2 protein-coding genes are annotated in these 18,514 nt (G+C 38.1%); both read left to right on the forward strand.

All coding sequences use genetic code 11. From position 1 onward, the window contains the following. Positions 1-370 precede the first annotated feature (370 nt). A complete protein-coding gene (locus IPJ80_06935; protein MBK7913219.1) occupies positions 371-16,207 on the forward strand; it encodes an HYR domain-containing protein in 15,837 nt (5,278 codons plus the stop codon). A gap of 939 nt (positions 16,208-17,146) precedes the next feature. After that, positions 17,147-17,575 carry an IS200/IS605 family transposase gene (gene tnpA, locus IPJ80_06940; protein MBK7913220.1) on the forward strand — a complete coding sequence of 143 codons (429 nt, stop codon included), beginning with the start codon at positions 17,147-17,149 and terminating at the stop codon, positions 17,573-17,575. The last annotated feature ends 939 nt before the right edge of the window (positions 17,576-18,514 follow it).

The following is an 18,514-nucleotide window of genomic DNA, read 5'->3' on the forward strand; positions in this document are numbered from 1 at the left end:
AGAAACACTTAGTTTTTTAGTCCTGATTTCAATGATTCAAAATAACTCAAATCAATCCATTGTTCAATTATTAGAAAGTGTCCTTAGGCCATGTCTATTGACTCGTTCAATGTCTGAATGCTTCCTGAATTTTATACAAAAGCAAATCCCTTCAAAAGCCATTTATAACATTTTGAATTCCATAGGAATTCTTAGATGTTGAATGGATTTTGAGGATTCTAAGCAGATTCTAAGTTTTATGTTTTGAAAAGCAAGAGCAAACTGAATTGTTTCAAGTTTGACTTTTGAATTTTCAGGCTAAAATTTGTAAGCTGCATTTAAGATTAAACAATTATTTAACCAACCTGTATTTAATTTTCAAACGAATTTTATGAGCATAATAACTACACATTCTAAAACATTAACAAAACTTAGTGTTGATTCAAGACGATTTAAACTTGAATTTTGCAAACAATTTTCATTGGTAATATTAAGTATTTTACTTTTAATTTTTACCAAAACGGCTACCGGTCAAGCTGGCGAATCCCTTGATTTTGATGGCACTAATGATATAGTAACCATTGCCGATGCTTCTTGGAATGACTTTGGTTCTAACGATTTTACCATTGAAGTATGGATTAAAAAACAAGCTGGATCCAGTGGATGGTCAAACGTCGCTGGCGTTGGAAAATGGAATACGGGAGGCGTTCCTGGATCAAATGAATGGTTAATAGGTTTAACGAGTGATGGAAACGATGAATTACCAACTTTCTCAGTTGAAATTGGCAGCACAGTTTATGGTTGTAGTGCAACCACAGCTATGGCTGTTGGGACTTGGTATCATATTGCCGCGGTTAGAGTCGGTACTGAATTAAAAATTTATATAAATGGTGTTTTAGAAAAGACAACAGCTGGCGTAACAGGATCATTAAACAATGTTTCCGGAAGAGAAATCTTAATTGCACGATTGGATGGTTTTGGTGGCCATACCAATATGGAAATGGACGAGTTGCGAATTTGGAATGATGCACGCACTGCTTCTGAGATAGCAGCATATATGAATTGTGAGATTCCAACTACGGATGCGGATTTATTAGCGAATTACCATTTCAATCAGGGAGTAGCTGGAGCAAATAATGCAGGAGAAACTACACTCAACGACCTTGCTGGAAGCAGTAGAAATGGTAGTCTTACTGGCTTTGCATTGAATGGATCCACTTCCAATTGGGTGGCACCTGGAAGTCCTGCAACCGGCATTTCTTGTGCACCGGTTCACAATCTGACTCAAAACACCTATTACAACACCATCCAAGCTGCCATCAATGCGGCTAATGCCAACGATGTGATTGAATGCGCTGCTAAAACTTATGGAGAAAAACTTACCATCGATAAGTCCCTCACCTTAAAAGGAATCAGTGAAACAACGTGCATCATCGATGGTACCGGTTTAGGCACAGGCTCTGGTATAAGCATTAACAATGGAATTACCAATGTGAGTATTGAAAAATTTACCATTAAAAATCATGCAGGAACTGCGCCTAACAGTTATGCTGGAATTTATGCAGTAGGTGGTAACAATAACCTCTCCATCAAAGATTGTACTATTAAAGACAATGTTGGTGGTTGTGGATTTTATGCCAATGGTCCGGTAAATGGAGTGACCTTAGACAATCTGGATGTTTCCGGACACACTGCAGCTTTTGGTGCAGCACGAGGGATCGTTATTTGGAATGGGTTTAAACAAAATATTAGCATTACCAACTGCGATGTTTACAATAACAATTGTTGTGGCATTGAGCTTTCTGATGGCACAGCATCCGGCGTTACCTTGAGCAATAACAACGTACATGATAATGCAGATAATGGCTTTGGCTTATTAGGCTTAAAGGCAGGTGCAGGTGCTAACTTAATTTCAAATAATACGGTTGCTAAAAATGGTCGCTTTGGAATCGAAATTAAAAATCCAAATGGCAACGGAACTACTTCTGGAGATGGAAGTATTTATTTAGATAACAATACAGTATCGTTTGTTACTTCTGCAGGCATGAATGTACGGGATCATGCAGGAATAGCAGTCTTTAGACGCTCATTTCAAGCTGGAAATCCGGACGGATATCCGGATGTTCCTACAGGTGTGGTTATAAAAAATAATACAATCGATGGATATAAACATTCGAACCCATCCAGAACAGAAAGTGAAGGATTTGGTATCGTAATAGAAGGAACCAATCATGAAGTCACTGCCAATAATGTAAAAAATAATGATATTGGAATTCAACAACAAGGAGGTGGACATCCAAATCCAAATTACGTCCCCAATGATGCCGGAGATGGGGATCAGATAGATGGATTTTCAGCCACTTACTTTGGCAGAGGCAATGCACCGGTTGCCTGTGGAAATGAAATCAGTGGGAATACATTTACATCCAATGGATTGAATACCAGAAATTCTACACCGGGAAGTGGTGGCAATGGGTTTGTTTTGAATTCAAATACAGGAAAGACCTATTGCACTATCCAGGCTGCCATTGATGATCCTCAAACATTGGATGGGCATGTTATAAATGTAGCGGCAGGAACTTATATTGAAAATCTGGTATTGAATAAATCATTGCAATTAAGAGGTAATAATTTTGGGATAAACCCAAATACTGGAATGCGCAATCCGGAATCCATCATTGTTCCGGCCACTTCAGATCCAGATCCAAACAGTGCAACTGCAGTTACCATTATGTATCTGCCTCCGGCAGCATCCGGTAGCACCATCGATGGATTTACTTTTGATGGAGACAATCCTAATTTAACCAGTGCAGTCAATATAAATGGAGCTAACATCGACGCAATTGAAGCGATGAGTGCGTATGAAGGGTTGTCTAATGTAATGGTTAGCAATAATATTGTGAAGAACCTTAATTATGCAGGCATTGATTTTTACAATTATTACAACGGAGGAGCTTCTACAACCGGGAATTCCATTACAGAAAATAAATTTGACAACATCATTCCAACACAATATGGAATTGGTGCATTGATTTATAATAATTGTTATACCAGTATTACAGACAATGTAATGACTCGTGTGAGAGTTGGTATTCAAACTGGAAATTTTTACAACGCGGATGCAGGAACCAGCCACACCATTTCAGGAAATGATATTGAATCTTCGCGAAGAGGAATTTTTCATAATCTTGCATATACCAACGCCACAACATTTGACATTTCAAACAACGATTTTACAACTGTTGCAGGTGCAACATATAATGATGGAATATCAATTTCATCCATTCAATCTGCAGTAGGTGTCACTTTGACAAATAACAATGTGACCGATGCACGCAGTGGATATAATTTATGGAATTGTCCTACTTCAAATACAGTTACAATAAATGGAGGGGTATTAACCGATTGTCAGATTGGTGTTTTTGCAAATAATTTTGACGGATACGCATCAGATGCATCCTCCAGTCTTTATGCAATGACTGGTGTGACGACCACCAATTGCGATACTGCTATATGGGTACGCGATAATATGTTAAACAGCAATGCGGCTACAGTTGCTTTGCAAATTAATAATGCCACAAATATTGTCAATGGAACGGGTATTGGTGTTTTATTGGAAGGAGCAGATGCTTCTGTCAGTTTCAATGGTGCAGTTCCAGTAAATTTTAATACCTCATTGACAAAATACATCAGTCTGATCTCAAACGGAACCAATGTTCCTGCTGCAGATATCAATGCACAAAATGTTCAGTTTGGAGGGACAAATGGTGCGGGTTTAACGAATGCGCAGTTATTTGCTGTTGAAGATAAAATAGATCATAAAATTGATTGGAAAGCACTAGGCTTTGTTTCTGTAAAAGCAAATAATGATTACGTAACAGATATCAATGCTGGACAATCCGCAACAAATAACGATTACACCAGAATCAGAAATGCAGTTGAACAAGCAGCTAACAATTGGACCGTTAATTTAAAGGGTAGTTTTGATTGGACAGAATCAAATGCAGCCACCGCTTGGTCATTGGGAAATGATGGTGTAGCTTCTACTTCTGATGATTATTCTATATTAGTTCCGGCAAATCTCAACGGAGTAACATTTACTGCACCAGAAGGATTAGGCAATGCCTCGATTAATGGACCAGGAGATTTAGCCACCGCAAATCTTGAAGGAGTATTAATCTTTGATGGAGGCGACAACCAGAATTGGACCATATCCAATATGGAGTTTAAAGAATTTGATTTGGCTATTGGTATGTTTAACGGTGCAGGTGGTTCCGATGCATTTAATGGAACAACAATTACTAATAATACCTTTAACATTGCAACAGATTTAAATGCTGTTGTTGCACCTGCAGATGTTAATCAAAATATTGGAATTCATTATTCTTTTGGAACGAATCAAACAATTTCAAACAATACATTTAATGTACCTGGTGATGGGGTGAGCAACGGTGCGAATTATTCCTCAACCGTTTGCATGCAATCAAATACCAGTGGAGGTTCCGTTTATGATGGTCTTTCGATCACGGGCAATACAATCAATATTTTGAATGCCCAATCTGCGACACCGCAAGTTGTATTGGGTATTTGGGAAAATGCACACGGACATTCAAGTAATATTACGGTTAGTAATAATCAGTTTTTAAATTTAGCAGGGGGAAATAATCCGGCACTCAATTTACAAAGAGCATTCAGAGTAACATCTCATTCAAGTGGTGCAAGTACGGTTACTTATTCTGGAAATACTGCTAAAGGTGCTAATATCGGTTTCCAGTGGATTGCAGGAAGTAATTTTAGTGGAGAACAAGCAGTAAAATTGACCAGCAATAATTTGAATGGAAATGAAATTGGTGTTCTTTTACAATCAAATGGTAAAGCACTCATTACTAACAATGATTTTGATGATGCTACAGATAATACCCTTGATATTCAGGTTCAACTTGGAAGTATCTTAACCACAGGTAATGGAAATCAGTTTGCAGGAGAAACATATTATATAGAAAATTTAAGTGCAACGGGATTAAATATTAGCGCTGATCTTTTTGATCAAAGCAATAATTTCCGTCGCACGGACCGAATTTATGGAGCATTGGATAATGTAGCTTCAGGTTTAATTCGATTCAATGGAGATAATTTATATGTCTCAGCACCAGGGACCGGTAGTTCAGATGAAACGATCCCTAATGCAATCGCAGCCGCTGCAGCAACTGGTGATGTTATCAACATAGAAACAGGAACCTATGCAAGCGGCGCAGATGCAAGCAGCAAGGAAGTTACATTTGCACCGGGATCAAGTCCAGGCTGTGTTACATTAAATGGCAACATGGTACTTACAGCAGGAGATGCACTTGCAATGGAAATCAACGGAACGATACCATGCACAGATCATGATAAATTTATAGTAAACGGAACAGTAACCTTAGGCGGAGCTAATTTAGTAGTAACGCTTGGCTATGTGCCGGCTAATGGAGATCAGATCACCATCATACAAAATGATTTAGCAGACGCAGTCAGCGGACAGTTTGCGCAGGGGAATGTGATCACCGTAAGTGGCTATACTTTTGATATTAATTACGCAGGAGGCGATGGCAACGATGTGGTATTAACGAAGTGTGCAGGAGTTACCAATACGAATACAATGGAGAATTTCTGTACGATCCAGGCCGCGATAGATGATCCACAAACATTGAATGGTCATACATTAACCGTATCACCCGGATTGTTTAATGAAAATGTAATAGTAAATAAAGAATTGACAATCACCGGTGCTGGCAAAGGAAACAATCCAGCGACAAACACAGTAGTAAAACCATCAAGTTCTTGCAGTGGAGTGGGCTTTACAATTACCGCAGCCAATGTAACCATCCAGAACATGTACATTACATCCTTTCAGGATGCAATATTACTCAATGGAGTTGCAAATCCGACACTTAACAATCTAGCATTAATAGATTATTGCAGATACGGTGTAAACTTCGGAGGAAACAATTCAGATGTTGACATTACGAATACAGATATACAGCGCACGAGTTTATTGGCAGGTACAATCGGAATGCGAATTGGAACAGCAAATGCAGTCAATGGTTTATTGATTGACAATTGTACAATAACAGGAAATGCATTGCAGGGGATCGTAAACTTTCAATCAACGACCCCATCTGCATTTGATAATATCAATATAAAGAACAGTACGATCAGTAATAACCTACAAAAGGGAATGTACTTTGAAAAATTGAGCAATGCCACGTTTGAAAAGTTGACGATGGATAATAATGGTACGGATGCGACCTATGGATTTAATAATGGAATAGACATCAATTTAAAATATACCAGTTATTCAAATATAACAATAAAGGAATGTGATATCACCAATTCAGGATATACAGGAACTGCAACGGATCCACAAAATCCAGCAGCCATTGCAATAAAAGCAAGGGATGATGCAGACTCGTACAATACACAACCAGCGACATTAAACAATGTTAGCATAATAAATAATAGGATAACAGGTCCACAAAATGGAATCCGGATAGGAGAATTTGGAAAGATAAACAACACCCCAACGAATTTAAAAATAGAAGGAAATGATTTATCCTATGGATATGCAAACAAAGCAATCGTAAGTAGAATCAATAACAATGTAGAAGTTAAATGTAACTGGCATGGTACCACCAATCTTGCAACGATATTAGCAACATTTGCACAAGCAGGAACGGGAACGATTGTATTATCAACCGTATTGAATACAGGAGTGGATGCAAGTGGAGCAGTTGGATTTCAACCTTCAGGAGATTGTGTATGTCCTAATGGAAATTTAGTTACCAATATAAATACGACAGAAACATTCTGTACCATTCAGGCTGCTATTAATGATGCGAATACTCATAATGGAGATACACTTTCTGTTGGAGCGGGTACTTATATTGAAAATGTCATTGTAAATAAATCACTGGCTATTTTAGGTCCTAATTCAGCAATCGACCCATGTACTGGTACACGAGTAACAGAAGCCATTCTTGTTCCTGCTACTGCAAATATTGCTGGTGGAGAAATTATTCATGTAGCAGCTTCTGATGTTACAATTTCAGGTTTAACTATTGATGGAGACAATACTGCTATTACTTCTGGCTATACAAGTACCAATGGTGCTGACATAGACGCAGCAGAAGGTGTTACTGTTTATGAAACGGGTGTTAATAATTTATCAGTTACTAACAACATCTTTAAAAATCTCTCCTATTTTGGTGTAACTCTTTATGACTATCCGGCAGCAGTTCCATCAAGTGGACATCTCATTGCAAACAATAAATTTCAGGATTTTGGTACCTATGATGCAAGCTCTGGCATTCAATACTGGGGTGGAGGTGTATTATTGTATAATAACCAATATGCACGAGTAGTGGATAACTGTATGAATAATCTCCGGATAGGTGTTCAAACAGGAAATTTCCATTTGGCAAATCCGGAAGCATCAACGTATCAATATATTGGAAATAATACCATGAACGTTAGACGACGGGGTATTTTCCATAATTTATTTTATGGCACTGCTTCGCCGCTTACATTATCTGACAATATCATTACTGGTATTGCCAATGCAAATGAATCTGTTTGGGATGGAATTTTAATAGCATCACAAAGTGTTGCTTCTTATGCTATTGACAATTCAATAAATGGAATTGCCATAGTTGGAAAACCAACTGAAGGATATGAAGTTTGGAATGTTAAAAATACCAGTCCTGCTGAAATTACAGGAGGGACTGTTAGTAATACCAGCATCGGACTTTTTGTAAACAATTATGAAGGATATGTTTCTGATGCAGGTGATGGTGCCCATGCAATTGTAAGTGGACTGACCATCACGGATTGTCCAATAGGTGCAAAAATTTCTGACAGCCCTTTAAGCACCCACGCAGCAGTATCTGCAACAATAAAGGATGACACCGAAATCAGCTATACAGGTACTGGAACCGGTATTTTGGTTGTCGGAGCAAATGCTTCTGCGAATATTGTAGATAACGATGCATCAATTCATGGATTTGCAATTGGTATCGATGTAGATGCAGGTTCAGCAACAATAGATCATAATCATATTTATAATAATGGTATTGGAGTTCGTTTTACAAATAATGGAACGGGTACTGTTAAAACAAATAAATTTTACGATGTTTTACCAAATGGAAAAGACATTCAATCTACTGCTTCTGCAGGTTTGGTAACAGCAACACCTAATAACTGGTTAGCAGGAACAACATACGGTGTCGAAAATTTACATGCAACCAATGTAATAGATGCAACTGCTAATTATTGGAATCATCCTACTGGTCCTGGTCCTATTGCCGGAGGCTCAGGTGCTAATCTGACAACCCGTGTTGAATATTGCCAGTGGCTGGACGATGAGCCAACAATTTATGGTGGAACACCTAATTTGGTTTCTCCAACAGTTACAATAGTTACTACAGATAATAGCGGTAACACAAGTGATGCAACTATTTGCAATGGGGGTACTGCAACTTTAGATGCAACTACAACAGGAGCATTGTCGTATTCCTGGTCAACCATGGAATCCACTGCAAGTATTTCAGTGATGCCGGCAAGTACAACTACATATACAGTAACTGTAAGTTTTGCTGATTGTCAGGTTATCCAAACAAAAACGATTACAGTTAATCCATTGCCATCTTGTACAATTACCGGAGCCAATGGACCTGTTTGTCCAAATACTTCAAATGATTATTTGGCACCAGGTGGTTTATCTTATTCCTGGTCTGTTTCAGGTGCAGCTTCAATTTCAGGAAGTTCATCTTCTCAAACAGTAACTATTGTTGCAAGTTCAAACTGTAATTCAAATTATACAGTGACATTGGTAACTACAGATGGAAATTTATGTAGTTCAAGCTGCAGCAAAGTGGTTTCAGTTTTAGATGATCAGGTTCCCATGGTATCGGCGGGTTCAATCAATAGCTGTTATCCAACTCAAACTGCAGCAGAAAATGCTGCAATCGCTGCAACAACAGCTTCTGACAATTGTCCTGGTGCCCTTAATTATTCAGTTAGCACATCCGGCACATGTTCTGCAGTTATTACTGTAACTGTTACAGATGCGTGTACCAATTCAGCAAGTGTTACATACAATACAAGCATTGACAATACACTACCGACATTTACTTCTTGTCCATCGAATATTACTATAGATGCAGGAATTGGGGTTTGTGGTAGAAATGTTCATTATACCGATCCTACCGCAACAGACAACTGTCCGGGAACTGTTACGATCACTCAGACAGATATGAGTGGTTATGTAAATCATGATTTTTTCCCAGTAGGAACAACAAATCAGTCATTTTTAGCAACAGATGCGTGTGGAAATACAGCAGTATGTAGTTTTACAGTTAAAGTGGTTGATGCTCAGGATCCAATTATAACGGGTTGTCCAGCTAATATTGGACCGCTTAATAATGATCCTGGTCAGTGCGGTCGTGTAGTCACATGGACAGCACCCACCGCGTCAGATAATTGCCCAGGAGTAAGTTTGATGACAACACACAATCCGGGTTCATTTTTTCCTGTAGGAACGACTACAGTTACCTATACAGCAACCGATGCCGGAGGTAGAACGAAAACGTGTCAGTTTACTGTAGTAATAGTTGACAATGAAGGACCGGTGATGAGCTGCGAATCAAATCAAACGATTAGCTTGAATGGTGCGTGTAAATTACTGGTTCCAAATTTATTGGATGGTTCATCAGCAACCGATAATTGTTGTTCAGCTGGGACATTTACCTGGACTCAGAATCCAACAGCTGGTACCGAACTTGCATCTGGAGAAGGATCAACACATACGGTCACAATAACTGTTTCAGAATGTAATGGAAATTCTTCTACCTGTACAGTCGTTTTAACTGGAGATGACACAACACCTCCAGTACCAACATGTGAATTACCACAAACAATCACAGTAAATTCATCTTGTATTTTAGTAGTTCCTGATTTAACAAATGGAGCCAGTGCATTAGACAATTGCAGTACAACATTCAGCTGGAGTCAAAATCCAGTTATTGGTACTGGATTAGCATCCGGTGAAGGAACTACCCATACCGTAACCGTTACGGTAAGTGATGGAAATGGAAATTCTGGAACATGTACAGTAATATTAACTGGAGACGATGTTACTGCACCAATACCAACTTGTGAACCTCCACAAACTATTTCATTAAATGCAAGCTGTCAACTCGCTGTTCCGGATCTTACAAATGGAGCATCTGCAACAGACAATTGCAGCACAACATTTAACTGGAGTCAGAATCCGACAATTGGTAACTTATTGGCATCAGGAGAAGGTACCATGCACACAGTGACAGTAACAGTAAATGATGGAAATGGAAATTCTTCAACCTGTACAGTAAAATTAACTGGAGATGATACAACTCCTCCGACCGTTTATTGTCCAGGTCCTCAAACAATAACATTAAATTCCTTATGTCAAATTTTAGTACCTGACTTAGTAGCAAGTTCATCAGCAAGTGATAATTGTTCGAATTCTTTTAGCTGGAGTCAAAGTCCAGGCGTCGGTACTTATTTAGCTTCAGGGGAAGGAATGACACATACCATTACAGTTACCGCTGACGATGGAAATGGAAATACTGGTTTTTGTTTAGTTGTATTGACAGGTGATGATATTACCCCGCCTGTTCCGACTTGCGAGAATGCACAAACAATTGTTTTAGATGCAACATGTAAGCTTGTAGTACCAAACCTAACAAATGATGCATCGGCAACGGATAATTGTTCAACAAACTTTACCTGGTCACAAAGTCCTGCAATGGGGACTTCATTGTCTTCTGGAGAAGGAACTATGCATACAATTACAGTTACAGTTGACGATGGAAATGGAAATAGCTCAACATGTACTGTGAAATTGACAGGAGATGATGCAACACCGCCCGTACCAACCTGTGAAGCACCACAAACGGTGTCTCTAAATGCTTTGTGCAGACTTCCTGTACCCAACTTAATTGATGGGGCATCTGCAACCGATAATTGTGCAGCTACATTTACTTGGAGTCAAAATCCAACTGCAGGAACAACACTTTCATCTGGAGAAGGAGTTATGCATACCGTTACCATTACAGTAAGCGATGGAAATGGAAATAGCACTACCTGCACGACCAAACTGACAGGAGATGATGTAACTCCTCCTGTGCCAGTATGTGAATTTGCACAAACAATAAATTTAAATGCATCTTGTCAATTAGCTGTTCCAAACTTAACAGATGGCGCATTTGCAGTTGATAATTGTACTTTCAGTTTTAGTTGGACTCAGAATCCAACATTAGGCACCTTGTTGGCATCTGGAGAAGGTGTGATGCATACAGTTACCGTTACAGTAAATGATGGAAATGGCAATACATCTACATGTACTGTTAAATTAACTGGAAATGATGTGACACCTCCGGTTCCAATTTGTGAAAGTCCTCAAACAATTACTTTAAATTCTGCTTGCAAATTAATTGTTCCAGATCTTACAGATGGGGCAAGTGCTACAGATAATTGTTCGACTGCATTTAGTTGGACCCAAAATCCAGTTTTAGGTGCTATGTTAAGTTCGGGAGAGGGAACAACGCATACCGTAACAGTAACAGCAAATGACGGAAATGGAAATACGAGTACGTGCACCGTTGTATTGACTGGTGATGATACTACACCACCCGTTCCAACTTGCGAAAGTCCTCAAACAATCGTTTTAAATTCTAATTGTGAATTGTTGGTTCCTAATCTTATTGATGGTGCATCTGCAACAGATAATTGTTCCGGATCATTTACTTGGTCACAATCACCAACAAGCGGAAGTTATTTACCTTCTGGCGAAGGAACAACGCATACGGTTACCGTTACTGTAAGTGATGGAAATGGAAATAGCACAACTTGCACCGTTGTATTAACCGGTGATGATACTACACCACCGGTTCCAACTTGTGAAAACCCTCAAACAATTGTATTGAATGCATCTTGTCAACTGCTGGTTCCAAATCTTACAGATAATGTTTCTGCTATGGATAATTGTTCGACAAGTTTCAACTGGTCTCAATCTCCAACGAGCGGTAGCTTACTGGCTTCTGGTGAAGGAACGACACATACCGTCACGGTTACTGTTTCCGATGGGAATGGAAATAGCACTACGTGCACAGTCATATTAACCGGCGATGATGCTACGCCACCGGTTCCATCTTGTGAGGTACCTCAAACGATTGTGTTGAATGCATCCTGTCAATTGATGGTACCAAATCTTACTGATAATGTATCCGCCACGGACAATTGTTCAACATCGTTTAACTGGAGTCAATCTCCAACGAGTGGAACTTTATTAGCATCAGGTGAAGGGACTACACATACAGTAACAGTTACCGTTGATGATGGCAATGGAAATAGTTCGACATGCACAGTTGTGTTGACTGGTGATGATACCACACCACCGATACCAACTTGTGAAGGGCCACAGACAATAGCATTAGATGCAAATTGTAAATTGGCAGTACCGGATTTAACCAATGATGCATCTGCAACAGATAATTGTTCAACATCTTTCAACTGGAGTCAATCTCCAACAAGTGGCAGTTTATTGTCTTCAGGTGAAGGGGTAATGCATACAGTTACAGTAACGGTTATTGATGGAAATGGAAATACTGCAACATGCACTGTGGTATTAACTGGTGATGACACTACACCCAATGTAACTACCTGTGAAGGACCACAAACAATTGTTTTAGATGCAGACTGTAAATTGTTGGTACCGGATCTAACGGATGATGCAACAACAACAGATAATTGTTCGGGCTCATTCAGTTGGTCGCAAACTCCAACGGCAGGTTCTTTGTTAGCTTCAGGAGAAGGTACAAACCATACCGTAACAGTAACTGCAAGTGATGGAAATGGAAATAGCAGTACCTGCACCGTTGTGTTAACAGGTGACGATACAACCCCACCTGTTGCAACTTGTGAAGTACCACAAACGATTGTATTAGATGCAAATTGTAAATTGGTAGTACCGGATTTAACCAATGATGCATCTGCAACAGATAATTGTTCAACATCATTTAACTGGAGTCAATCATCAACAAGTGGCAGTTTATTGTCTTCGGGTGAAGGAGTTACACATACCATAACTGTCACAGTGAGTGACGGAAACGGAAACAGTTCAACCTGTACAGTCGTTTTGACAGGGAATGATGCTACTGCTCCAACACCAACTTGTGAAGTTCCGCAAACCATTTCATTGAATCCAAGTTGTCAATTACGGGTTCCAAATTTAATTGATGATGCAACTGCTGTTGATAATTGTTCAACTTCATTTACTTGGAGTCAGAATCCTTCAAATGCAACCATGTTAGCATCAGGTGAAGGAGTAACCCATACAGTTACCATAACGGTAAGCGATGGCAATGGAAATAGCACGACATGTACCGTTGTATTAACTGGTGACGATGTTACGCCACCGGTGCCAACTTGTGAAGGACCGCAAACGATTTTATTAAATCCATATTGTACATTAATTGTACCGGATCTTACCAATGATGCAACAGCTACTGATAATTGTTCTACGTCATTTAGCTGGAGTCAGAATCCTGCAATAGGAGCTGGCCTTGCATCAGGAGATGGAGTAACGCATACCGTTACGGTTACAGCAAGTGATGGCAATGGAAATACAAGTACCTGTACAGTTGTGTTAACCGGTGATGATACTTCAGCACCGGAACCAATTTGTGAAGGACCTCAAACCATCGTGCTTAACAGCAATTGTAAATTAAGTGTACCCGATCTGATTGATGGAGCAGATGTAAACGATAATTGTTTTTCATCATTTAGCTGGAGCCAGAATCCTACGATAGGTACCTTGCTTTCTTCAGGTGAAGGAACCACACATACAGTTACGGTGACTGTAAGTGATGGCAATGGAAACAGCAATACTTGTACCGTCGTATTAACAGGTGATGATACTACACCACCTGTGCCAACCTGCGAAGGACCACAAACAATTGTCTTAGATGCAAATTGTAAGTTGGCGGTTCCTGATTTAACGAATGGAGCAAGCGCCACAGATAATTGTTCTGCTTCATTTACTTGGAGTCAATCAACAACAACTGGCACATTATTATCCTCAGGGGAAGGTGTGACACATACAATAACAGTTACAGTCAATGATGGCAATGGCAATAGTGCTAACTGCACGGTTATACTGACAGGTGATGATACTACACCTCCTGTACCTACTTGTGAAGGGCCACAAACAATTGTCTTAAATGCAACTTGTAAATTGATGGTTCCCAATCTGGTTGACGGAGCAACTGTAACCGATAATTGTGCATCTTCATTTACATGGAGTCAATCCAGTCCTTCTGGAACCTTATTGGCATCAGGGGAAGGAGTCATGCATACAATTACTTTAACGGTTAGTGATGGAAATGGAAATAGTAATACTTGTACAGTTAAATTAACAGGTGATGATACCACACCACCTGTGCCAACCTGTGAAAGTGCTCAAACCATTGCAGTGGATGCAAATTGCAAACTAATGGTTCCTGATTTAACAAATGGAGCAAGCGCAACAGATAATTGTGCTTCAACATTTACATGGAGTCAATCAACTTCTGCCGGTACACTTTTAAATTCAGGGGAAGGAGTTACCCATACAATTACTGTAACAGTCAACGATGGAAATGGCAATAGTTCAACCTGTACCGTCGTATTAACAGGAGACGATACAACACCACCAACAGCCAGCTGTAAAAACATAACCGTTCAATTGGATGGAGCAGGAAATGTTAGCATTCTTCCTGCTGATGTGAATAATAATTCTACAGATAATTGTTCAGGATTGGTATTAACAAGTGTTTCACCCAATAGCTTTACATGTTCAAATAAAGGCGCAAATACGGTTACTTTATTTGTAACGGATGCTGCCGGAAATGTATCTTCTTGTACTTCTACGGTAACAGTTGAAGATAATATTCTACCGCAGATTAGTTGTCCGGGAAATAATACTGTTAATAACACACCAGGCATTTGTGGAGCTGTTTATAACTATACAACTCCTGTTGGAACGGATAATTGCCCAGGAGCGACTACTGTTAGAACCGCAGGATTAGCTAGTGGAGCAACTTTCCCAATTGGATCAACAACTGTTACATACAAAGTAACAGATGGGGTTGGACTGAGTGCAACCTGCAGTTTTACAGTGACTGTAGTCGATAATGAAAAACCAATGATTACTTGTCCGACAAATATTGTAGATAGCACAGGCGTGGATTCATGTATTAAGAAGGTGACATTTGCAGTATCAGCAACAGATAATTGTGAATTGGCTCCTTTGAACTATTCTCATACCAGCGGCAGTACATTCCCGATTGGGACAACAACAGTTACAATTACTGCTACCGATCTTAGTGGAAATTCTAAATCTTGTACGTTTACAGTAACAATAAACCGTCGAACTGAAAAATGCAATGGAAAAGATGATGACTGTGATGGTTTAATTGATGAAGGTTTTGATATGGACAATGACGGAGTAGCAGATTGTTTTGATAACTGTCCAACTGTTTCCAATCCAAACCAAGCAGATTCAGATTGTGATGGAGTTGGAAATGCTTGTGATGTTTGTCCAGGAGGAAATGATAAGATTGACAATGATCATGACGGAAGACCGGATTGTAAATATCCACCCAGCTTTGCAAATATCATTTCATCGTGGAAATGTAGTGGAGGAACAAAGGTTATAGTATGTACAAGGACAAACTCTGGTGGATATAAAACAGTTTGTACTTACTATTCAGCTGTTGCAACTCATATTGCATACGGTGGTTATCTCGGACCATGCAATGAGGCAAATTGTTCAGAATCTCTAAAAAGAATTGCTAGTGAAGATAAAGCATATAGAGAATTAGAGTCACATGATCCAAATACAGTGTATGGAAATAGAAATGACATGACGCTGTATCCAAATCCTGTAAGAGATGAACTTAACATTGAATTTGATAATCCAGTAATTAATGGAACGCTTCAAATATTCAATTGTCAGGGAGAGATTATCTATAAAAAGGAAATTAGTAATATTACCCTTGAATTGCGTGTGGATCTTTCCAATGAGGCACGTAAATTAAATTCAGGAATCTATTTTGTAAGATTTGAGGATGATACACAGCGAATTATTCGCAAGTTTTCAGTTATGGATTAAATAACTAATTAGAACTACTCCAAATATTATTTCATTTAGGTGTTGGAATATTTGGAGTAGTTTTAAATTTATGTTGTATTTTTGAATAGGGATATACCTATTTAAATTCATACTACATGTGGGCTTTTCTTAAATCCTTCCTCTTTTATATCGGATTCGGTATTAATGCAATAGGAATTCTAGTATCATTGGTAATTATAATTTCAGATGCTATTAAAGGTTCCTCCTCAAAAAATGGAACGTGGCTTCTGATTGTTCTTGGCCTATGCCTATGGTTAGCCTTGTGCTGGTATTTAAAAAGTATCGGTAAAATTGGTTTAGCGACCAATATGGTCATGTTGCCTGCAATCCCAATTGGCGGGTATGGATTATTCATACTTCTGTTTATTATTTTGAAACCCGATATGAAGTAGACCTTCAATTCCAGTAAACAGGAAGCACATCAAATAATCGAGTCCAGAAATGCAAGTAAGAAGACTATAAAATTTTCACAGAACACCATTCCGTGATAAAAAGTAATCATTTACGATTTGGAGTATTACTAGTTGATTCAATCTTAATTTAGTCAAAAGGAATTCATACGATTCATTTTTGAATCTAGGGTTTAAACCCTAGATTCAAAAATAGGGAGCATTTCAAATAATCAATTCCAGAAATCAAGTGAGAAGACTATAAAATTATTCCAGAACACCGTTCCATGAAAGAAAGGAATCAATTGCGATTAGGAGTATTAATTGTTGAATCAATCTTAATTAAGTCAAAAGGAATTCATACGATTCATTTTAAAAACTAGGGTTTAAACCCTAGTTTTTAAAATTGATTCAATCAGAAATTTTGCTTATTCAATCATGATTGCCGCAAGTTTGATAGATTTAGAATTCAAAATTTTAATACATGTGTAGCTTTTTATATTTTGTTCTAAATATAATAGCTAAGAAAGTGTCTTTAGTAATGGTATATGTGCATCTTGTTTGGGTAACAAAAAAGCGAATACCATATTTGCGTTCTAAAGAGTTAAGAAAAAAAACCTGGTTTCATATACTCGAATACGCAAAAAGTAAGCATATTAAAATTGATCATATCAATGGATATAGAGATCATTGTCATTGTTTAGTTCAATTAAAGTCAAATCAAAATCTGCAATCAATTGTACATTTATTAAAAGGTGAATCTTCCCACTGGATCAATGAACAGAAATTGTTGGATGAGCTGTTTCAATGGCAAGCAGGATTTTATGCTGCCTCAGTATCCCCTTCAAAATTGAAATTTGTTAGAAAATATATTCAGAATCAAGAACGGCATCATCAATCCGGTTCACTTATAGATGAATTAGATAATCACTTTCCTGATGTGAAATCTGAGGTTTAAACCCCAGATTTCACATCAAGAAACTCACCAAACAATCGAGTGCAGAAATCCACTAACAAGATTGTAAACTTATCAGATAAAATCCCATACTTCTTCATTAGAAAGGGTTCCTTTTCAATTTGGAATTCCAATAGTTGAATCAATCTTAAGTAATTTAAAAGGAATTCACGCCATTCATTTTTAAATCTAGGGTTTTAACCCTAGATTTAAAAATAGGGAGCACATCAAATAATCGGGCCCCGAAATCTAAGTAGCAAGATTGTATAATTATCTAAAATAACCTCAACATTCCTTGTCGGTATGCTACCATTCTAAATTTGAAGTCTCAATGTTAGAATTGCGTTTTATTAAATCAAATGGAATTCACACGATTCTTTTTCAAACCTGGGGTTTTAAATCCCAGGTTTGAAAATAGGAAGTTCATCAAACAATTCTGAGCAAGGATTCACGAAAAAGAATATGTAAATATTTCAAGAGACATCATGTATCATCATGATAAAATTAGCATTCTCAAATTGAGGGAATTAATTTTTTATTCAGACAAATGTTAAGTAAGACGGAACGCACATTATGCTTTTTAAAATCTGGGGTTTAAAACCCCAGATTTTAAAATTAGAAGCAACAATTCGATTGAAAGGAAAAACGTAAAAATTCAGGAAAGTGACATTAAACGACATCTAAAGTGAAAAATCGAACCCAAAAATCATCCTTCATCCCAAATCTAAGGATTCAAAGAATAATTGGAATAGCGTTTAGATTTTCGTTTCAGATTTTTAATAAACACCCAATAAGGATTTTATACGATCTAAAATTTCTAAATTTTTATTTTTTATATTAAATTTTAAACTGAATGTATTAATTGCAATGTGAATTACTTTTATATAGATTAAATGAATCATATGAAATTATTCAAAAAAAGATTAGGTAATTTCGACTACT

The sequence above is a fragment of the Saprospiraceae bacterium genome (assembly GCA_016714025.1).
Lineage (GTDB): Bacteria > Bacteroidota > Bacteroidia > Chitinophagales > Saprospiraceae > Vicinibacter.